Below are 21,739 nucleotides of genomic sequence, written 5' to 3'. Positions count from 1 at the left end.
TCAGTACGGTATGCGACCCATGTCAAGCCAAAATACGGCGCAAATTGGTTAGCTTTCTTGTGGCCGATACTGACTTCGCAGGAGTAAGCTTGAAGAATCATGGAAAGATATCAAGCCTACAGGTTCGAGTTGAGACCAACCGGCGAACAGGAACGCGCCATGCGCCGCTTTGCCGGATCGTGTCGGTTCGTCTACAACAAAGCCTTAGCTCTGCAAAAAGAAAATCACGCAGCTGGCAACAAATTCATCGGCTATGTGGCCATGTCGAAATGTCTGACAGCATGGCGCAACGGTTGCGAAACTCCTTGGCTTGCTGCCTCACCTCGTTCAGCACTTCAATATGTGTTGAAGGACTTAGAGAAAGCTTACGCGAATTTCTTTGCTGGCCGTGCAAAATTTCCAAGATTCAAGCGCAAGGGCGACAGGATTTCCTTCCGCGTGGCAGCAAAAGGGGGAATTAGAATCGAACAAACCAACAGCCGCCTGCGTTTTCCCAAATTAGGATGGCTACGGTACCGCAAGAGCCGGGACATTGTTGGTGAACCAGTGAATGCGAGCATAAGCCAGGCTGCCGGCAAGTGGTTCATTTCAATACAGACCCGGCGCGAGGTGGATCCGGTGGTTCCTATCGCTACGAGTGCAGTTGGGATAGATGTCGGCATCGCCCGCTTTGCCACCCTGAGCAACGGCAGCTTCATAGCGCCGCTGAACAGCTTCAAGAGACACCAGCAGCGCTTGGCGCGGTACCAGCGCCGCATGGGCCGCAAGGTCAAATTCAGCAGCAATTGGGAGAAGGCGAAAGCGCGCGTCCAGAAGATTCACACCCGCATCGCCAATGCCCGGAAGGACTTCTTGCACAAATCCTCAACGACAATCTGCCAAACCCACGCGCTCGTCTGCCTTGAGGATTTGCAGGTACAGAATATGTCCAGGTCCGCCAAAGGCACTGTCGAACAGCCGGGCAAGAGGGTGCGTCAGAAAGCCGCGCTGAACCGTGCCATTCTCGACCAGGGGTGGGGCGAGTTTAGACGGCAGCTCAACTACAAGATGGAATGGAGTGGCGGCATGCTGCTTGCCGTGCCACCGCACCACACTAGCCTGACGTGCCCGACTTGCAGGCACGTATCAAAAGACAATCGGCAGACCCAGGCGAAATTCCTATGCGTCAATTGCGGCTACGCAAATCACGCCGATGTAGTTGGAGCCGCAAATGTTTTAGAGCGGGGGCACCGCTTGCTAGCCTGTGGAGAGATGGCGCAGTCAGGCCGCTCGAAGAAGCAGGAACCCTCCGAAGCGCGTCGCGTCTCATCGCGCCACGCCGTAGAAATCCCTGTCCTTTAGGCAGGGAGGATGTCAATTTAGCCTGTGGAGAGATGGCGCAGTCAGGCCGCTCGAAGAAGCAGGAACCCGCCGAAGCGCTTCGCAACTCATCGCGCCGCGCGTAGAAATCTCCGTCCTTTAGGCGGGGAGGATGTCAACAGGGACAGGAGGGCCAGTAACGACGCGTACGCCACCGCTTGAACAACAAGCTGCTCCCAATCCTACAAAAAGCCTAATTTCAAGCGACTGGCGAGCGTCTAGTGAATTCGTGGCGATTCACCCATCAGCTTTTTGTCAGTTTAAGCTCACTCCATTTCCTGCTAAGAGCTCTCTGCCGGTTTGAGCAAGTGAGGCTACCGAGCTTGGCAAGGATAAAACCTTCAGGCTGTTTTCCTCTGTGGCGTATTAACTTGCACTCCATGCAGAGAGTGCAACCGTTTAATCTTAGGTAATACCTCTGCCAGCCGACATTATTGTTTAGTGGATGGAAGTGGCCACAGTGATTGGATGAAACCTATATTGCTCACAAGCTCAACTGAATCTTGCTAAATCATAACTCGTCGTCGACGTCCATACTGGCATACCCGTACACTTCTGCATAGGTTTTGTGCATTTGGACTCGACTAAGAATCCTCTTATTTCGGCTCGCAAACTCAAGCTTGTGCACCGTGTCAAATCCCCGTCTAACTGCACCAGAAAGCGCTTTTATAAGTTTTTCATTCGAGCTGTCGTCAGAGTCAAAAAGTCCGATCTCTTCAGCCATTCGAGCAACTACGCTGAGTACGAATGATAGGCCTCGAGGGATGACTGTAGCGGCTAAGGTTCTGGCGCGTGGACACATCCGGTGAGTCTTTGTAGATGCGTCCGGCGCGCCGCCCAGCTTAGTTTCGATATCACGCATAGGGGCGCCAGAGATCCATGCGGACAGCCCGTCTTTCAGCCCCATGACGGCGTCCTTATCTAGCATTGCCGTTGTTTTCTTTCCAGTGGTTGAAAGCACGGCCTCTTTAATCTCCCCGAGCAGTTCGGTCCTTGCGTCTTCGTCATGCGCGAGCCAGCGCAATGTCCAATCAATCCACTCTCCCACCGAGGTTGGGAGGGCTTGTGAGTTCTTCCTTAGTCGAGTCCTCAACCGATCAAGCAGGTCTAAGGGCAATCCGCTCTGCGAAGCCAATAACAGAACAGCTTTATTAGACTGATCTGACGCTGACTCCTGCACTTCTGCCCACAGGCTATCGATTTTTTCTCTATAAATCTTTTCCTCGCCTCGCTTCCTAGCGATGAAAGCTCCGAGCGATCTACTTATCAGTGTCACGTTTGAACTATCCGAACCTTCAGCGCTTGCTAAAGCCGCGAGTCGGTTAACCGTATATCTCACTTCCCTGTCGACAACGTCACCTTGCATAATCCGGTCTAAGATCACTTCTAACGGATCTGTAATGTCAATACAACGATCGTCTTCGGGAAGGATTGACGACAACTTACGCTTAACGTTTGCGTTCAAGCGGCGTGTAGAACCGAAGATGCAGACTGGATCTGGAACAAGCAAAACTGCTCCGTTAGCCAGATGACCGGCACGACCAGCTCTCGCAGCAGCATTCAGTAGTTCGTGCGCGTCCATAGTGACTCGCTCGCCAGCTTGCTCCCCCATGCGTTTATCGCCTGCCAGTATAGCCAGTTGGGCAGGTAAATTAAGGCCCTGAGCGAGAGTTGGTGTCGCAACGATAACTTTGGCACCATCGCTTCTTTTGTACAGTTTTTCGGAAAGTAGACGTTCTACCCTCAGCATTGCAGCGTTGTGAGGAACTGCTCCGAAGCTCTTGTGATCGAAGACAGTATGTTTTAAGTCTCCGAACTCGACACGAATCGCATCCCAAACTGCGGCTTCATCGTCATTTAAAGTAACCTCATCATTCAACATTGATGCGATGGAGCTGGCCACCCCTACAGCGTCGTTTTTCGTATTTACGAATACGATAGTCTTTAGGTCCTTAGTCGCCGCTGCAGCAGCGAGTTGTGCAGCAACCTGATTCGCATTCGGGGTAACATGAACGCTTGTTCCATTGGTTTTTCCAGAAAGCTCAACGGACTCGTCTAAAATTGCTGTGACGAAATACGCATCGTTACTTAGCGATAGCCAGTTGTGCTGTAGCCCCCATACAGCATATGGCGTTGCTCGAAGCTGACGCTTAGCTTGTGCCCGAAGAGAGTTTGAACTCTTTTCCTTCTTCTGATCCAATTCGTGCTGTACAACTATCGCCTTCAATTCCGCGTTGCGTAACTCATCCTGCTCGTAAAGGACCACACCACGCACTTGCCTGCATGGCTTCCATAAAAGATCAATCGGAATACATCTTCTGCCAGTAAGGTCTGCAATCCATTCCGCAAATTCGCGCCCATTTCTCAGCATCGCTGATAGGAAGAGCATGTCAGCTTCAGGTGCAACGGCGTTTAAGGTCAGTACGCATAGCATACTTTCCAATGCACGTCGATTTTTGCCTTCTTGCGGACTCAGTAAGTGGCACTCATCAAATACGAGCAGACCAACGTTCTCGAAGCTTTGCGGAGAGAACGAGAGCATCGCTAGGCAACGCTCAGGTGTCATGACTTCGATGTCTTGAAGGCTAGCATCAGCTAGCAGTACCGAGTCAAAGTCGTTAGATACATCTAGGCTGAACTCGTCTTTAGGGAATATTGATTGCAGATCATCGGTTAACTGTTCGACGAGCGCATGGGTTGGAGCTAAGAACACGACCTTCTTGTTTCGTGCAAGTGTCGCTGCAATTTTTAGTGCGGAAACCGTAGTTTTTCCTGCTCCAGTTGGGAGCACCAACACCGCAGAAATTCCCGGATCATAAAAACCCAGCCCAATCGCCTCCCTGTGATTCTGCCAGACGTATGGCGTTTCAGTGGCCCGGAAGGCGAGCCATTTCTTCCAAAACTTGTCATCGGTATCGCGAGGTGGCGGTAGCTTCGTTAACGCAGCAGAACTTAAAGTCTCTCCTGTCGCCAGCAGCAAGGATGCGAGATGCGCAGGTCCTGGATACGAGGTTGTAATTTCTGTAGCATTGTTGGCGAAGTCGAAACTTTTAGTTCGGGAGCATACTTCTAATACCTTACGGAACGCTTCAGGCGCCGTCAGGAAGTTCAATGTTTCCGCGACTGGATGTTCCATCGACATCAGGTCTGCGGCTAGTAACTCTACTCCTTCACACAATGCATTTCCTAGAGCCTGCAGCGCTAATCGGCGAACTGTTTTCTTTTTCGGTGCGAGGCCTTCTTCATTTTTGCGCCATCGCGTCGCTCGATCAAGAATCTGCTTGAGTCGACCTTGTACTAAATCCTTGATATGCAGCGCAACAATACGGAATTCTTGAATAGGAGAGTGGCCGTGGATCCCTTTCGCAGCCTCGTTGGCATCTGCGTACTGCTCTGCAATCAAAAACAATAGCGCTGCGGTCAACCCTGCATCAACCCCATCCCTAGTAATCACAGAATTCGCAATTCTCTGTGAATTGCTTGCGTTTCCGCGCGCAATAATTTGCTGTGCAGTTCCAGCGACAAAGGCCGCAGCACGTCGTAATTCTGGATCGCTCTCTAAAGAGGCTACGATTTCATATGCATCAGCAATCCGGCCCAGCGACCAGTGCTGCTCTTGATCATTGGATGACGGTTCAGCCCCTCTCAATCGTGCAGATACAAGCTCCGCATATTGTCGAGTCAGAATCTTAGGAAGCTCTTGTGCGTCCAGTTGGTTAAAGCTCGGGGCGGACTGAAGCAGCGCCGCAGTACGTGAATCAAACATGATCGTTCTCAAATTGCGTTAATGCGTGAACTACTTGGTCTGAGAGTTTCTGAAACCACTCCCGAAGTGATTCATCAGGGACAAAAACCGCCCCTACGCGCTGTTTCTGAGTTATCCCATCAAGAGCGGTATAGTCTTTAAACAGATTACTTCGCTTGTCTGGCGTATTAATCGTTGCATCGACAGTAAGTGCAGCCCGATAAGTCCGGTAGGCTATATCCATCACCGCCCCCGCTGCTTTGGTTGCTGCAGAGCCATCTAAACCGGACTCCTTAATTAAACTGATAGCGGTCGAAAGAAGATCAGCGCTTCGCTCATGTCGGTGATGCTCCCCGAAAGTAACCAGGACTTCATCTCGGAATTTGTCTCGCGGTTTAGATGTGCACTTGTCTTCAAAGATCATGGATCGAATGACCTGAGGCTTGGTTGCGTGCAGCTCGATCATGAGCCCATCCATCCCTTGAGTGGTGGACTTAATATGAGGAACTTTTAGATATTGCCGAGGATGGGCCGCTTGCTGTGCTTTAATCCAAGATATGCACTCGAAAAGGAAGCCGTCACGCTGATATCTGACCTGATCTGACTTGCCTATTACATTCATTTGTTTCTTCGCTTGCGCGAACAGGAGGATCATCGAGAGAGCGGGCTTCTGGGGTTGCAGCTCGCGTACGATTATTGAAGCGTGCTCTGCCTGTCCTATGGCCACAATTGCGATAATTCTTGCTAACTCGTCGATATCACCGACGGTCCATTGCTCCCCGAACACGTCGGTGTCAACAGATACTACTTTGGCTTTGATGGCAGTCATTGCAAGAAGATAAATCCGAAGTTATATTGTTGCAATAATACAATATAGTTGCCATCTCAATACTCACCAAATGTTACATATTTGCTCAGATGTCGCCTTATGAGAAAGTCGCTGTCGAGCAGAAGTTAGATATGGCCAATGAATTCCCAAAAAATCGCCCCGTAATTGCGGAAATTTCTCAAACACTCTGACGTTTTCCGGTCAAAACCCGGTTTTAACTGCAGTATTTTCTCATGTAATCAGAAACTTTACATGTTTTCGACGCTAGTTTTCTGATCTAATTTTATTTTTTACAGTCGCGTACGGCGTTAGGGAAACACTGATTAATTCATTGGACGTCGCCCCTTGCGGCGGCCTGACCTGAGATAATTACTGCGTCACCACTGCCCGCCATCGGCCAAGAAAAAAAGCTTTTCTGACCTTGAATATGCCGCCAAGAAGAAGCTGACCTGGCGCGACCGTTTCTTGGCCGAGATCGACAGTGTGACGGCGTGGGGCGGGCTGCACAAACTGATCGAGCTGTTCTATCCGAAGGTCGAAGGCGCCGGCCGGCTACCGATCGGACTGGCGCGCATGCTGCGCATGTATGTGGCCCAGCAATGCTTTGGTTTGTCTGATGAAGGCATCGAAGACGCAATCTACGACAGCCAATCCATTCGCGCCTTTGTCGACATCGAACTGGGCCGCGAGTCGGCACCAGACGCGACGATCTTGTTGAACTTCCGCCACCTTCTTGAAGTCGACTGGCTGACGCGCCAGATCTTCGAAGCGATCGACGGACATCTCGCCGAAAAGGGCCTGATGATGCGCGAAGGCACCATCGCCGACGCCACGCTGATCGCCGCGCCGCCGTCGACCAAAAACAAGGCCGGCAAGCGTGATCCAGAGATGCACCAGTCGAAGAGAGGCAATGACTGGCACTTCGGCATGCAGGTACACGTTGGCGTCGATACCGCTGCGGGCCTAGTGCATACCGTAATCGGCACCGCCGGCAATGTCGCTGACGTGACGTAAGCGCACGCGCTGCTGCACGGCGACGAGACCGCCGCGCTCGGCGAAGCCGGCTACCAGGGCGTGGAAACGCCGTCTGAGAACACCGGCAAAGCGGTGACGTGGCACCTGTTTCGTCATTGAAAAGCGCGTTATCGCGGCCTAGCCAAGAACACTGCACGGCTCTTTACGTTGTTCGCCTTTGCCAATCTACTGCTGGCCGGCAGGCGCTTTACGATCACTGAATCCCGTAGTCCGTCCTGATGACAAAAAGACGTGAAGCATCGCGTCGAATCGAACGAAAAAGCGGGCTTGAGTGGCTCGCCGGTCGGCAATTTGGCGCGCCAAACTCGCTACGAAGGCGAATTGATCAGCACTTCCCTAGCCTAGCGCTTCCGTTTTGTCATTATTTGGGTGTTATCATTGTCCCTTGGGTGCCAACGCGTGTTCCACATGGCGACCGGGCAATAAGCGTAATTGAATCTAACTAAATACCTAAAAAAATGAAGCTAAAATCGATTTGCCTCACAAACTATCGTGTTTTTTCGGAAATTGAGTGTCCACTCGATCCAAAGCTGACCGTTATTGTGGCAACAAACGGCGGCGGAAAAACAAGTATGTTAGATGCGATAAAAATATCTTTTGATACTTATCTAGGTACATTTCCGACAGGATTGGGACAAGGTATTAAAGTGCCGGACGTCCGCTTGAAAAAAACAAGCACCAATGGAATGGAACCAGTATTTCCTGTGGTTATAAGTGCTTGTGGAAGTTTTGGTGATGATCTAGAGGAAAAAAATTGGGCAAGAAAGCTCAATTCTTCAAAATCGAAGACCACAGTTGGGGAAGGTCGGATACTAGCAGACTATGCTAAGTCTTTGCAGAAGTCCGCCACTGACGATGATGACAAAACAGACTGGCCACTTTTAGCATATTATGGAACAGGTAGACTCTGGAATAGAAAAAAATTGACATTTAATAAGCAATTTGCCTCGGGATATTATTCTAGGGCTGCTGGATATCTGGACTGCATGGAGCCAGCCTCAAGCTATAAATTGTTTTTGGATTGGTTTCATGATGCATACCGCGCCAATGCAAACGCTAAAATTCGTTATATGGAGAAAAATCCTAACGCATCGGCTGAAGATGTACTTTCTGTCACCACTCCAAAGACTATATTGATGTACGCAGTGAGAGATGCTGTTAATACAGTTTTGGCACCATCAGGATGGAAAAATCTGTGGTACTCCGAATCTCTGGGAGATGCCACTGCAGTACATGATGAGCATGGGCAATTGGCAATAGGTCAACTAAGTGATGGCATCCGCAACACTATTGCTTTAGTGGCCGATATTGCGTTTAGAACTGTTCAGTTAAACGGCGGACATCTGGGGGCTGATGCACCAAAGAGAACTCGTGGCATTGTATTAATTGATGAAATAGATATGCATCTTCATCCTAGTTGGCAGCAACAGATATTACAAAACCTAACCGATGCCTTCCCAAATCTTCAGTTTATAGTTACTACGCATAGCCCGCAGGTTTTAACCGCCGTCAAGCCAGAGGCAATTCGCTCTCTTGCTTGGAAAGATGGGAAAATAATTGTTCGTCACGATTTCGAATTTTCAGAAGGTGCAGAGTCTCAAGTGCTCCTTGAGGAAATTTTTGAGACCAATGCACGTCCAGATATTGGAATTGTTAAGGAGCTGAGAGAGTATCTTGATTTGGTTTCAGATAATTCATGGGATTCAGCGCGAGCAGTCGAACTACGATCCAAGTTAGATGCTTGGGGCCACGGACATGAATCTGCCCTCCTAAAGGCCGATGTAGATATTCGGTTGCGAAGCTATCGCCTTAAGCAAGGAAACACTTGAAAAAGCTGAATAAATCCGTTGTGCCTGATGGGCTCAGTAATTATATTTTAGAGAATCCTGGAAATACCTGGAAGCAGCTGAAAAATAATGCGCGCGAGGTATACGATGAAGTCAAAGAACGGCTTCGCGAGGATCAGCACGGACTGTGTGCATATTGTGAAATTGATTTGGTGAAGGGAAACGATCTCGGTCTTGATGATTTTCGTGTGGAGCATTTCTTCCCGAAGTCGCCACATAACCCTCCACCGAATCGAAGTCTGGAATGGAGAAATTTACTTGGCGTTTGCACAGGGGGCAACGCAAAGGGAATTTGCATTCCTGAACGATTTTCGTCGCCAGACCACTCCTGTGATGTGCCCAAAGCCGATCATAATTGGACGACTCTAATTCTCAATCCTTTGGTTGACATTCCAAGTTTCCCATTAATATTTAATTTTGATGAGTCAACAGGGGAAATGGCAGTTGAAACGGCTGTTTGCTCCCCTAATATTATTGCGAAGGCCAACGAGAGTATTCACCGACTCCGATTAAATTCTTGCGCACGTTTGTTACGAAATCGTAAGGCTGTTATTGATAGCCTTCGCGACCAAGTAGTAGCTTCACTTGAGGCGGGTCAAGACATGGATACATTGATGAACGACCTGGCAAAGGCTCATCTTCCGGGGAAAGACGATCAATCATGGCCAGCATTTTTTACGTGTCTGAGATGGTTCTTTGGACCCTCCGCCGATCAATTATTAATCGCAATGCCTTACGATGGTTGACTTTATGGTCAGATGCCTATGCCAGAAACACAGAGGTGCCGGAGATGAAATTACTATGAATATTCAGACACTGTGAATCGCCACATGAACCGCCACAAGTTTGCTGGACCCTAGCTGTCCGGTCCAGTTTGATCGTAAATGCGCTTCACCAATTGATCCGGCCTCTTTTTCTGCCATTTTTGGTGAGCCTGGATGGGCATTTTTGGCCCGATGACCCGGCTAACGAATCGAGTCTACTGCAGTAGCTCGCTGCTCCGGCCGTTGAATCGTTCGACCTTGACATTCGTTTGCGGATGCCGGGAAAGTGCCAGGCGGTGTTCGAGGCCCATGCCGGCGTAGACTTAAGGACGCCTAACAAAAACGCTGAATGTATCTCCGGCAGATGAGTATGCAGGCAAGCGAGAGGAATGCCTGGTGAATATCGGCACGGCGCTCGTAGCGGATGCGTAATCGTCGGAAGCGGTGCAACCAGCCCAGCGTGCGTTCGACCACCCAGCGCCATTTACCCAGGCGTTCGCGCGACTCGATGTGATTGCACAACAACGCTTTACTCGCACCCCACCTCACACACATAAGCGATAGCAAACGATTCGTATGGCTGCAGGCCGAGGTAGTTGGTCCAACTGTCACGCTGGGCATAGTTGCTGATCAAGCCTTGCCCGGCAATGCCGTGCAGCTTTTGCCGGCAGTCACCGAAGCAGCCTCAGGGTGATAGTCAACAGTCGGCCACGCCGGCGCCATGGACCTGATCGACCATTTGCCGGCGTCGCCGCAAGGTCGACTAGCAACGGCGCAAATGGTCGCGATGTAGGCGGCATCAAGTTCATTAGTTGGTTCATGCCGGCAACCGGGCAAGAAGGTGCGCCAAAAGTGGGGGCTGCACCGTGCCATTCTCGACCAGAGGTGGGGCGAGTTCAGGCGGCAATTCGTGTACCAGATGGAATGGCGGAATGTTACTGGCCACGCCACCGTACCACGCCAGCCAGACGTGTCCGGCTTAGAGAGGGCGGGACGGGAACGGCGCGTACGTCACCGGCTCAACAACAATCTGCTCGCGATCCTACAAAAGCCTCATTTCAAGCGATTTGTGAGTGTCTAGTGAATTCGTGGTAATTCGCATGGAATTTATCAACCACGCCCTCGGCATGCTTATATAACTTTTAGTTTTGTGAGAATCTGTGTATTTTTCACCCGAGCAAAATGATATTCTTTGTAGGAACTATCTGACACAACACTGGGTTTGCTGGGTATTCGCACGCGAGTATGGCTAGGCCTATTTCAACAATTTATTGGCTCAAAGTTAAATGCAAGTTGACAAAGGTCTGTACATACACTCGTCGGTAATAGGGCTTCCAAAGTCACTGCTTGAAGTTGAGGGCGGCACGGTCACTGTTATCACCCTCATGCAACGCAAGGCAGGGCTGAATCGTGACCGCAAGCGCGAAATACAGTCTGAACCAAAAGTTTCTTCATTGGCTGATCAGGGCATTGCCACGTCCGTCTCGAAAACAGACAGAAATATCTTGACCGTATTCCTTAGCGCTGATCGGCGCTGGACTAGCTTTTGGTTAAGTGTGAAAAAGATCATGCGCCGGGAAAGTGTCGGGCCGAAATTGTACGCGCGTGCTATCGACGTTCAATTGTTGGATGCTTACGATCCAGAGTGGCGGGATTTCTCTTTCGAAAACGATGTTCTCTTGGAATCCTGTGCTGAGTGGAATCGCATACGCGAAGCGCTTGAGCGATTCTGGGCACGTCAGGAAAAGGACCAGATGCCGCTCGGTGTGTTCATGCTATGGCCACGCTTGAAGCTAGATTTGCAGCGCTGGCCGGAGCTAGACGCAGATCAACGGACTAGAGCCAGCCACGCAATATTCTCCCTATCGTCGATTGGATGGACGCACTGGTTCATTGATGAATCGGTGTCGATTTGTCCTGACTTGACGCACGAACTTGGCCATTTGAGGAGCGAGTCCAGATTGCGTGCAGATTCGCCGGCTGCGGCGGACGCGCACCAATCCAAGATGCTGGACGACGAAGCGGGTGCAGATTGTACCGTGGACGAGTTGCCCCTGGACATATCATCTATGTGGGCAACGATCGGAGAGGAGCTAGCCCAGCTGCACGGGGAGTGGCAGCTTGCACCGTCGCGCATGCTGCTTGGTAGGCTAATCGGGCTAGGCAGCGATGCAGCCAGATTGTTGGATGCTGTGCCGGACCAGGAGCCTCCAAGCAGCATGCTTGAGCGTCGGCTGGACGTATTGTGTGGTCGATTAGAGGAGGCATCTAGCTGCGGCGAATTGCCTTGGCTAACCAGAGAGGACCTAAGTAGTATCATCGCCCGCTGGCATATGGCACTGACCGAGGTGCAGGAGGACGATGCAGTCCTACTGCTGGCCGACGATGCGGAATTAGCCATGGAGCGGGTTGTCATTGCGATCAATGAAATGCGATTGGCCCAAGCGGGCGTTGATAGCGCGAAACAGGCCCTTGCGGCAATTGACGCGGAATTGGCTCGGCCAGCTTCGGCTATCCGAAAGTTCGACTTGACCAATCGGCAGTTGCAGGCGAAGGAAGAACTCCTCGGAGCGGAACGCAAATACCCTGACGCGATGCTGTTTGTATTGGCGTCGGCTTCGCCGCGCGGCGAGGCTTATGATCCAAACCTCGACTATGCCGCTGAGATGGCATCGCGGTTAAGCGGTGGTATAACACTACCGAATTCACATTTAAGTGACGTTCAAGACGCCGCCGATGCCGAGGAATTAATTCAAAGCATCGAAGACTCGGCGAATGCTGGTCGGCACGATGAGGCCGATCATACAGCGGAAACAAGGACCGGGGAGTATGAATCGCCAGACGTGCCACTAGCGAACACTACAGCGCAAATTGACGGCTGCGGGCGCGACAAATTGCCGACGGATACAGAGCATACCGACAAAGGACCAGAGCGGCAGACTGAGATCGTGGAGGTAGTTGATGCGGTCGTCTCAACAGCCGAGTTGGCACGGATTGACGAAGCCGGAGGGGCTGCGTCCGACATTTATTTCAATAACACAGCCGGAGAGCAGTGCCGCCCCATCTGGTCCTTGTTGAAAATGGGAATGCCTTCGCTTGCGTATCAGTTTGCCAATGCACTGCATGTCACATCACCGAACCTCCGCGTTGCACCGCCAGCGTTGCTGCGCTCCGTGGCGCTGGCGCCTGGACTTATCGCAGGTGACGGACCATTAGCAATGTCGATTGGCGAGGCCTTCGGTGAAATCGACCAGGCATGGTTCGAGCCGGGAGACGCGCCATCGAATTGGCACACCGCGCTTAATCTGCTTCTAATCGCTGCGACCCTCAGGCCGATGATCTTAGCCCCGGCAATGGGAGCATCCGTGATTGCCAGCTACCGCCATCTGAATGGCCGTTACTCGGCGCTGCTGAGATTGGTGCGCTTGGTGGGTGAAGTGAGCGAGCCGTTGACAGGTTTCGCGATTGGCCCCACCGTACTTCGTTCGGCGGCAGATGACGCGTCGCAAAAAGCGCAACTGGCGATGCTTCAGAAAGATGCCGAAGATTGGCTACTCGAACGCGCCCCAAATAAGAAGATTCGTTACGCACCTGCATCCAAGGTCTGGCTGCATTGGTTGAAGCCTGGGGAACCCATCCACAAACTGATTTCGCCGGTGATGCGTGGCGCCACGGAAGAGCGCAACGCTATTCGGATAGCGATCGAGGAGTTTGCGAACTACAACGCTTTCCAGGAACGTGTAACAGACACCGATAGACGTCAGTTGGGCCGCCGAGGCCAAGACATTGAAGCGGGTGCATTGGAGCACTTGTGGGTTCTTACCTGCGAGGCGGTAACGTTAGCAAAAGAATGGCTGGGCGCGGAAAGCATGCTTTCAGATGCCGGAGGGCGGTTGCGCGGCCTAGTCCGCCAGCTACAGGGAGCTTTTGATGCCCATGCCGAGCAAGCGTGTGCAGAACTGAATGAAAGCTGGGATGGCGATCAGTGGGGTCAAGTCGACGCGGCCAGCCGTGTGTTGCGCACCGAAATTCAGGCCATTGTGAACATGTTTAGGCAAAGCGACACTGGGCCATCAGCAGAGATCCAAGCCAAGGAACTGCTTACGCGCGATCTTTTGCTTGTGCCAGGTATGTTCGTCTCGCACGAGTGGGGTATCGAAGCTGACGGCGTGCAGCTGTTACATTCCTTGGAAGCTTGGATCGCTTCGCCTAGCAATGCGGCGGAAGCATTTGATGCCCACGTCGAAGCCGGAGATTTTGCCGGCGCGTTGTTGTTGCTAAAAGAGTTGTCCGGCGAGGAAGACGCCAGTGTCCGCAAGCAGTCGATTGATAAGTACAGGGACGCGTGGGCGAGAGACCTTCAGCGCAAAATCCAAGAAGCTCGTCGCGCATCGGAAGTCGGTCTTGCTTACGGTTACTTGAGCGACGGCGAACGCGCAGCGTGCGAGGGTGAACTTAGCGCTGTGGAACTGAGCCAGCGCGATATTGATCGCTTCGATCAGGCCATGGCGCGAGTCGAGGCTGTAGCCAGCAAGATCGAACAGCAAAAAGCTCATCGAATCCAGGATGCCTGTGATGAGTTTGAGCGTGAAAAGTCTAGTCTCTCTGAAGAAGTGGCTAGGCAGGTAGCAGCACCGCTAGCACGTTCGGATATCCATACGTTCAATGAGTTGATGCAGCGGGTAAGGCAAGATATGGAGCCTTGGCCCGAGCGCGACTCGCGCAGAGACTCGTTCCGGAGGTTTTTCCCGGTGCAGCAGGCTGAATTGCTGAGTCAGCTCGCGCGACTGGAGGCATCGGAAGTGGATAAACTGATCCGCACTGGCGGTGCCGTTGGGCCGCTTTCCTTCTACCTGGAGGGGGATGAGCCGGCGCGAGTGGAAGCTGAGAGTGTCTACCGGGCATGGGCATTGTCTGTTGCCAAGCGAAGTATGTCGCGTGACAACCTGCGCAAGATACTTGATGCGCTGGGGTTCACGGCTCCATTGGTCGACCAGGTGCGGGGAGCATGGTCACTCCAGGTGACGCCTATCGTGGACCGCGAAGTGTGCCCGGTGCCCCATTTTGGCTCCCGCGCGCAGGGGCGATATCGCGTGGTCGTCCTGACTGATCGGTTGACGCCGGAGGACTTGCTTCAGCGAATCGGAGAGACCAGCCAACAGACCGCTACTATTGTGCTGGTGCTTTCGCGTAGTCCGGCACGATTCTGGCCCGAACTCGCACGCATCTCCAAGGATCGCCAGCGCTCCTTCCTTTTGCTCGACGAGTCGATCCTGCTGTTCTTGCTTGCCCAGCGCGGATCGCGCCTCGCGACTTGGTTTGACGTCGCCTTACCTTTTACTTATAGCGAGCCCTACGACGCCAGTGCCGGCTTTGTTCCACCGGAAATGTTCTATGGGCGGGTTGCTGAACTTGAAGCGGTCAAGGCCCAAGGGGGCTGCTATTTCATTTATGGCGGCCGGCAACTGGGTAAAACTGCTTTGCTTCGGCGGGCCGAAAAAACCTTCCACAATCCATCGGCCGACCATTATGCGGTGTGGATCGACCTACTCGCGCAAGGGATTGGTGAACGCCGCCCCGCGATCGACATGTGGCTCTCTGTGTACGACAAGCTCCGTGAGCTGAACATCACCGGTTTGGATATGCCTCCCGTCAATCCGGCTAAGCCGACTTCCATTGATGCATTCCTCGCGTCGATCAAGAGGTTCTTGGCTATGGCACCGGCGCGACGGATCTTGCTGCTCCTCGACGAGGCTGACCATTTCTTTGAACAGGATGCCCGTTGTGGAGGCACCTACGCTGAAACCCGGCGATTGAAGCAGCTCATGGATGAGACGGATCGACGGTTCAAGGTCGTTTTCGCCGGACTGCATAATGTTCTGAGGACGGCAAGTACCTCGAACCAACCGCTGGGGCACCTTAATGAGGCCGTTCGGATCGGTCCCTTAATGGATGAGCGCGAGATTCGGGCAGCGGAGGAACTCATCACTCGGCCGATCGAAGCTGCGGGCTTTGAGTTTGATGACCGGAGCCTCGTCATGCGTGTGCTTGCCCAGACCAATTATTATCCGAGCCTGATCCAGTTGTATTGCACTCAATTGCTTAGGCATCTGCGGGAAACAAAGCTGAAACGCCGCGATGTTGCTGGCCCACGTTTTAAGATTCAAGAAACGGACATTGAATCGGTCTTCTCCGGACGTCCGCTGCGCGAGGCCATCCGCTCCAAATTCCGGCTTACCCTCCAACTGGATGCGCGCTATGAGGTGATTGCCTATGCCATTGGCCTGGAGGCACTCACCCGCGGCTATGATCATGTGAAGGGTATTGACTGGCGATCAATCTGGCAGGATTGCGCGAATTCCTGGTGGCCCGAAGGGTTTGCAACGACTTCCGAACGGGATTTCCTGGCCCTGCTGGAGGAGATGGTCCAACTCGGGGTGCTGAGCCAAGCTAAGACAGCCGAGTGCTTCAGTCTGCGTAATCCGAACGTATTGCTATTGTTGGGAAGTAAGCAGGAGATAGAGAACACCTTACAGGCAGAACGTGAGCCGCGGATCGAATTCAAGTCCACGATTTTCCGTCCAACGCTCGGCGGGCGCGTCGATAATCCTGCGCGCAATCCGCTGACCTATCGTCAGCTTGACGAAGTTGTCCAGATGCGTAGCTCGGTTTCGCTCGTGGCTGCCAGTGAGGCGTCAGGCATCGATAACCTGTTACCAGGCTTGCTAGACCAGCCTGGAATGGCAGACAGCAGGCTTTTCATACAGCTGGATGGGGCCGCAGACCAGAAGAGCTTCGCACAAGAGCTCGGCAAGGAAATTAAGAGACGTGTCACCGATGGTATTACTGTGATGCTGGTGCCACCGTCCGTGCCATGGAATACGGAATGGGTGGAAGCGGCACAGGCAAAAGTAAAGGCGCTGACGTCGCCCACTAGTTTCGTTTCGGTGGTGTTCGTCGCCGATCCTCATCGTTTGTGGGCTCTTGCAGCCACTATCGGAGAACAGGATGAGTGGTTCGAGCCGTGGTTGTCGGTGCTCCCATGGGCTCGTGGATTCGTTCGAAAATGGCTCGAGGAACTACAGTTGCCGACCGATAACGTTGATCGTCTTGAGGCCCTGACGGGTTTCTGGGGCGGTTTGCTCGAGTCTGCAGCGCGCGTGAAGACACTCGATTTTGTAAATAACTTGGAGCGAATGACTAAGCTTCTGACTGATTACGAATGGCGGCTCAACAATCGACTCCGGCTAACTGGCGGGATTGAAGAGGCCGAGGCTGTGCTGACGACGTTGCAAGGTTTGGGTGATGGCGTCAGCGAGAACGACATTGTCGAGTATGGGGGCCTGAAGAGTGATGTCGTCAAGCGCGCGCTTCGATGGGCTGAGCCACTGGGGCTGGTGGTCCGCCAGCAAGGGGCGACCTGGGCCCTGGATTCGTTCGCTAAGCGCATGTTTGGGGATGCCGCCTGATGAAGTGGTATACCTTGCCAGGCCCCGCCGGTTTTATCGATGGTGTCATGCAGCAAATGCGCGACGGCATCAGCGTTGTGGTCGCTACGCCGACCTTTGCTCAGCCGAATTTGGAGGAAGCGTTCGTTGAACAGCTGAGGCATGCACATTGGTCGCCCGAAAGGGTGACGATCGACTCACCTGAGGATCCGCTCAGGTGGCTTACAGATACACTTTACCTTGAGCCGGAGCAGTGGGTTGGTTGGAATGCCGAGAAACTCTGTAGCCAGTTGAGAGCTGGCCAACTGATAGTAATTGAGGGTGTGACAGCGTTAAGTTGGGACGCTTGGCGGACGTTTCTGCGCGACTTCGAAGTTGCGAGTCGTCAGCGGGCCTCTGACGAGCGTCCAGTCTTGTTGGTTTTTGTTCGAGGTGTGCCTCAAAAGTGTCTTCAGGCTGAGGGGGCGGCATTGACTACCTGTATTTGGAGCGGAGTATTCGGTGAACTGGACACGCTGACTTACGTTGATCAGCGACTGCGGTGCATCCGCAAGCGTGCCCGCCATCACAAACTCATCGTGCGCCAAATTGCTGCGCTAGCGCTGTGGGATATTGATCTCGCTGACTATCTAATAAATCAGCCTGAACGGGATGTGTTTGATATCGAAGTTATACTGCAAGCCGCGCGCTGTGCTCTTGGCCGCGGCGATAGCACGCTGGGAAGCAATTGGGAAAATGGTGGTTTAGATCACTTCGACGGTGTTGATATGCTACATCCATTTACTTTGCTCGACGGTAATGATGGTGAGAAAGAGCTGCAGCGGCGAATGTGGACTGCGCAGGCTGCCGAATTGCTGCCGTTAATCGAAATTCGGCGAAGAGAGCTGGTCCGGAGCCTCGAGCGACATGTGTCCTGCCCGTTGTGGATTGATAGCAAACGCCAAGTTCGATCGCTCGAAGAACTTGAGATTGGCTCCTTAGCTTATGTGGCGCAGACCCGTGGCATCCGCGGCGAACCAAAGGATCGGGCCGAATGGCTCGCACGTTGCCGGAATATTCTCGCACACCTCGGCTTGCTGAGCGACGGGGACGCTTTGGATCCTAGACTTTATCAGTGATTTGCCCATGAAATCCGAGCAGAGAGTGCCGTACAATTAAGCCTCACGCTACACGACGAACAGCTGTGTGCTGAACCAGCTTAGCTTTCGCCGCCAGCATCTATCTCATTCAGGCAGCGATGGCGCTCAGTTCCGTTGCCTGGGTCGGCCAGCCCGCCAACAGCTCTAGATTCCATTTGGCCGTTTCGTAGCCATGCCGGGCGATAAGGTCGAAGCTTGGCTCCGTCAGGCGGCACAGTGTCGTACGGTACGCTGCTGCCAACCTTGCTTCAGCCTCCGATAGCCAGCTGTAGGCCTGTAGCCGTGCCGCAATCGATTCGCGGCCTGTGGCGCATCGATGGATGCTTCTACCGGCTGAAGCCCCGATACCCAGGTAGGCACCAGATTCGGGCTCCCGCTGGAGAACGTTCATTAGTGCACGAACACGCAGCGACCTAGTTTGGTCCAGAGCAATGTCGACGATACGCTCAAAACGAAATGGATTTAGCGGGTGCAGGATCGACTTTCGTCCTAGCGCTGCGCCGGCATCGGACACGAGTAGGAACTTTGCCTGCCGGTCCAACGTCTCGTCCTGCTTGATTGTCTGGCTGCCAATGTCAAATAGCGGTTCGATGCCGAGGTTGTCGTACAATCCGCCGTCATACAGATGCAGCCGTTTGAAAGGCGGTGCGAACGGTACCGCACTTTCCTGCCCTTGCCCCCATTCACCGGGACGCTTCCTCCATTGGAAATCTTTGGTTTTCACCGAAAGCGGTCCAATGCCCCCCGGGAACGCGGCTGAAATGGCCATGGCCTTGGCTAGGCTAAAATTTTCGACACTGGCGTAGCCAAGCTCATAATCACCCATCGTCATGCGCTTGAACCTGAATCGGCGTCCTGTTTCGGCGGTCGTACAGTTGATAGACCAGGACGGTGCATTGTCGATCGTAGCGAGGCCTCCACTCACGCCCCAAGTCGCTTCGATCGCCTGCGCGAGGACATTTGCCCGTGATAGGAGGAAGCGCCAGTTGAGCGGGTTGATGATCAGGCGGCGCAGGGCCGACCGTTGCAGGGATTTTGTGGTTAGAATTTGCCGGAAGCGAGGGAGTACCTTAGAGATGTATGCTTCCGAGCTGGGCCAAGAATAGTCGCTCAGGTAGAAAACCATGCCGACAAACAGGCTCCCTCCAGATACGGACGAGATGTGCACGACGTCCCCCAGTCGTCCCTGCTCGGCCAAGTAACGCATCACGCCGGAGTGAAACGCCGCCGCCCGCACACCGCCTCCCGACAGCGCCACGCTGAAAGCTCGCTGCTCTGCAGCCATTTCAGTCATGTGTGCAACCCTCCTTGATCGTAATTGATATGTCACGGTCTGCGACGATAAGCATCAGTGCGGGTACTCCGTCTAATGACAGTGTGTCCGCGAGGTAGGCGAGCAACGTCTGGTCGGCGGCGCTTGGCGTTGCCGATGCGTGCTGTGGGTGCGAATGCCACTCTCCGAGGTAGCCTACGATGTTGGCGGTTCGACCGGCCGCTTCTGCAATGGCCTCGGGTAGTCCTGTTGCCCCGCGGGTGAAGCCGGTTCTGTTGGCGTCGCTGTCTATTGGTGCCGGTAGAACGTCGACGAGGTGGATTGCGTTGCGCTTCTGGTCCACGTAACCAAGGAGCACGCCACCCGTTTCGCTCGGCAGTGACTGGTCGCGCAGGTGGCGAACTTTCCTCGCCAGTTCCTCGTCCCACACCACCCGCCATTTGCCGGCTTTGCGTTCCACAGATGGGGCCACTGTAACCACATTGACGGAAACGGCGCCGCTTTCCTCGTCTACGGTCCATACCCGGATCTGCGAGTCAGGCTGAGTCGCCAGTAGTCGGACCTGTCTGGCTAGAGTTGCTCCGTGCAATTGGACGAGTTCATGGGCGAGCACGCCGGACAGATCTCGACAGCCAGCACCAACCCAGTAACTGCCCTGATGACCAGCCAAGTGGGTAGCACCCCAGTCGGAATTGAGCAAGCCGCGGTAATATTGTGCTTCCAGACATGCCAGACGCGCTGATCGTGCTTCGTCCTCGAATAGTAATACGCCACTCCGTCCTGACGGGGTTATGAAGGTAGATACCATTCGTGGCATATCGTCGCGATCGGACAGGTCGCGCGGCACTTCGAGAGTGGTCGTCGCATCGACAAACAGGTGGGCTTCGCAAACTGCGCGTTGTACGTCCGGGTTCTCATTGTCCGTGGCATTGGCGTAGACCGCCTCGGGTTTTACGCTGGATGGCCAGTTCAGTTCTCCCATCTGTGCGACAACATCAACCTTCGCCCAGCCGATGTGCAGATCCTTACCGATGTGGCGGACAAGATTATGTGGTAGCAGGATATCATCGTCGACGTAGGTCCAGCGGCCCCACGCTTCGCGACTCCAGATTTCAGCCATGCTGCTACCTAGCGCACCTACTCCTGCGAGAATACCCCGGAAGTCTCCGGCGGCATTGTCCACGCCAGATGCTCTGTGCACATCCGCGGCACTGAAGGCGACCTTGACGTCGATCGGTTCAATTGGCAGACCGCGCCATGCTTTTGGGGACTCGTCTGCGGTAGTATCCCGTGAGAGTGAAAGGGTATTGGATACGTATGCTTTCCCGTCCCGGCCGTCGAAAAACGCACCGGTATCAAGGCCGAGTCGGCTGAGAGGGGCCCCGCGTATGACGAATCCGGAGACGTCGACTCTCTCCGGCGTTTGGCTGCCAGCTCGCGTGACGGGAATCTGTAACAGCAGCAACGTATGCTGAGCGGCCGGGTCGTGCATCGGCATGCCAGAACCTGACATCGCTTGCTTCGCGGCTTCCTGTAGGGGGGCGAGAAGCGTCGAGCCACGCGCGACCAGTTGATCGTGCAGTGCACATAAATCGGCCGGATAGCGTTCGATCCGCGTTGAGAGGGCCGGCGGAACGGCGACGACCAAGATATCCATGCCGAAGTCATCGCGGGCAGCGTGTTTCTCGGGCCGCGGGCCGAACGCCCCGCGTAACATGGTGCCCTTGTCACGTGATCGCGCGCACGCGAGGTGAAGCACCTCCGTACGCCGGGCCACTCGCTCGTTGAAGTCGGCCGGAAGCACAATTTGATACGGGGAGACAAAGTACAGGCGCTCCAGTGGTTGGTCTGTGCGATGGAGGGTGCCGACAGAGGTCTCGCGCAGCCACCACAGGATACGTTGTAGATGCTTTTCCGGGGTCCAAGTACGCTCCACCGCGCTCCAAGGCTCAAAATAGAGGCACAGTGAGGTAGGTTCGCCGTTAAAAATGCTGTTCTGGTGCGCGGTAGCCGGAAATCCGGTGCGTAGCGCCCTGACCTCATGAGGCGTCAAGAGGCCAGGCCCGTGCAACAGCAACAGGCGCTCCTTATTGTGGATGCCGATCAGGTTCCTCGAAGGCACCGTGCCGTCGCAGCAATCGACTACAATCCCGTCGATAGCCGGTTTGCTGACGTCGGATGGATTCGAGATTTTCCTCAATTCGACGACCGAGAAGGCCGGATGCCTATGGCAGGCGGCCAGCATCTGCCTGCTTTGGGCATGTGTCAGCTGCTCCGGTGCCAGGCCCGATAGCACTTGG

General features: G+C 53.7%; 9 protein-coding genes and 2 pseudogenes. 6 read left to right on the top strand and 5 right to left on the bottom strand.

Annotation, left to right across the window (positions count from 1 at the left end):
* The first annotated feature begins 99 nt into the window (after window positions 1–99).
* On the top strand, window positions 100–1,341 hold the full coding sequence (locus BLU39_RS18145; RefSeq protein ID WP_092715444.1) for an RNA-guided endonuclease InsQ/TnpB family protein: 1,242 nt from the start codon (window positions 100–102) through the stop codon (window positions 1,339–1,341).
* A gap of 529 nt (window positions 1,342–1,870) precedes the next feature.
* On the opposite strand, the gene BLU39_RS18140 is transcribed toward BLU39_RS18145, so the two are convergent.
* Window positions 1,871–5,125 (bottom strand): DEAD/DEAH box helicase, encoded by a 3,255-nt coding sequence (locus BLU39_RS18140; protein ID WP_092715442.1) that lies wholly within the window; start codon window positions 5,123–5,125, stop codon window positions 1,871–1,873.
* On the bottom strand, window positions 5,118–5,933 hold the full coding sequence (locus tag BLU39_RS18135; protein WP_092715440.1) for a hypothetical protein: 816 nt from the start codon (window positions 5,931–5,933) through the stop codon (window positions 5,118–5,120). Before BLU39_RS18135 ends, BLU39_RS18140 begins: the two co-directional genes overlap by 8 nt.
* 372 nt (window positions 5,934–6,305) lie before the next feature.
* On the opposite strand from BLU39_RS18135, the pseudogene BLU39_RS18130 reads away from it, so the two are divergent.
* The 3 genes and pseudogenes from BLU39_RS18130 to ptuB all read left to right on the top strand — a co-directional run bounded on the left by BLU39_RS18130 (window position 6,306) and on the right by ptuB (window position 9,561).
* Window positions 6,306–7,187 (top strand): annotated as a pseudogene (locus BLU39_RS18130) (IS5 family transposase).
* A 239-nt stretch (window positions 7,188–7,426) separates the two neighbouring features.
* Window positions 7,427–8,797 carry an AAA family ATPase gene (locus tag BLU39_RS18125; RefSeq protein WP_092715438.1) on the top strand — a complete coding sequence of 457 codons (1,371 nt, stop codon included), beginning with the start codon at window positions 7,427–7,429 and terminating at the stop codon, window positions 8,795–8,797.
* Window positions 8,794–9,561 (top strand): retron Ec78 anti-phage system effector HNH endonuclease PtuB, encoded by a 768-nt coding sequence (gene ptuB / locus BLU39_RS18120; RefSeq protein WP_092715436.1) that lies wholly within the window; start codon window positions 8,794–8,796, stop codon window positions 9,559–9,561. Before BLU39_RS18125 ends, ptuB begins: the two co-directional genes overlap by 4 nt.
* A gap of 351 nt (window positions 9,562–9,912) precedes the next feature.
* Here the strand turns inward: ptuB and BLU39_RS18115 are convergent.
* Window positions 9,913–10,089 (bottom strand): annotated as a pseudogene (locus BLU39_RS18115) (transposase); the annotation flags it as partial.
* Window positions 10,090–10,865: 776 nt separating this feature from the next.
* Here BLU39_RS18115 and BLU39_RS18105 point away from each other — a divergent pair.
* Together BLU39_RS18105 and BLU39_RS18100 are read left to right on the top strand one after the other, a co-directional pair.
* The gene (locus BLU39_RS18105) at window positions 10,866–17,048 is read left to right on the top strand and encodes an ATP-binding protein (RefSeq protein WP_092715434.1); all 6,183 of its coding nucleotides are present in this window, start codon (window positions 10,866–10,868) and stop codon (window positions 17,046–17,048) included.
* Window positions 17,048–18,145: a hypothetical protein gene (locus BLU39_RS18100; protein ID WP_092715432.1), complete on the top strand. Its 1,098-nt coding sequence runs from the start codon at window positions 17,048–17,050 to the stop codon at window positions 18,143–18,145. Before BLU39_RS18105 ends, BLU39_RS18100 begins: the two co-directional genes overlap by 1 nt.
* Before the next feature lie 109 nt (window positions 18,146–18,254).
* On the opposite strand, the gene BLU39_RS18095 is transcribed toward BLU39_RS18100, so the two are convergent.
* Window positions 18,255–19,460, bottom strand: coding sequence for a patatin-like phospholipase family protein (locus BLU39_RS18095; protein WP_092715430.1), 1,206 nt, complete (start codon window positions 19,458–19,460; stop codon window positions 18,255–18,257).
* Entirely contained in the window at window positions 19,453–21,684 is a 2,232-nt protein-coding gene (locus BLU39_RS18090) for a Mov34/MPN/PAD-1 family protein (protein ID WP_175539353.1), read from the bottom strand. Before BLU39_RS18090 ends, BLU39_RS18095 begins: the two co-directional genes overlap by 8 nt.
* Window positions 21,685–21,739: the final 55 nt, after the last annotated feature.

It is taken from the genome of Janthinobacterium sp. OK676, from assembly GCF_900103595.1.
In the GTDB taxonomy this organism is placed as follows: domain Bacteria; phylum Pseudomonadota; class Gammaproteobacteria; order Burkholderiales; family Burkholderiaceae_D; genus Janthinobacterium.
Note: the sequence above shows the minus strand (reverse complement) of the source record. Positions and strands in the feature narration are given on the sequence as shown.

Bases quoted from the DNA above. Each gene is read 5' to 3' on its own strand.
- BLU39_RS18145 (WP_092715444.1), top strand. From the start codon at position 100: ATGGAAAGATATCAAGCCTACAGGTTCGAGTTGAGACCAACCGGCGAA.
- BLU39_RS18140 (WP_092715442.1), bottom strand. From the start codon at position 5,125: ATGTTTGATTCACGTACTGCGGCGCTGCTTCAGTCCGCCCCGAGCTTT.
- BLU39_RS18135 (WP_092715440.1), bottom strand. From the start codon at position 5,933: ATGACTGCCATCAAAGCCAAAGTAGTATCTGTTGACACCGACGTGTTC.
- BLU39_RS18125 (WP_092715438.1), top strand. From the start codon at position 7,427: ATGAAGCTAAAATCGATTTGCCTCACAAACTATCGTGTTTTTTCGGAA.
- BLU39_RS18105 (WP_092715434.1), top strand. From the start codon at position 10,866: ATGCAAGTTGACAAAGGTCTGTACATACACTCGTCGGTAATAGGGCTT.
- BLU39_RS18100 (WP_092715432.1), top strand. From the start codon at position 17,048: ATGAAGTGGTATACCTTGCCAGGCCCCGCCGGTTTTATCGATGGTGTC.
- BLU39_RS18095 (WP_092715430.1), bottom strand. From the start codon at position 19,460: ATGACTGAAATGGCTGCAGAGCAGCGAGCTTTCAGCGTGGCGCTGTCG.
- BLU39_RS18090 (WP_175539353.1), bottom strand. From the start codon at position 21,684: ATGCTGGCCGCCTGCCATAGGCATCCGGCCTTCTCGGTCGTCGAATTG.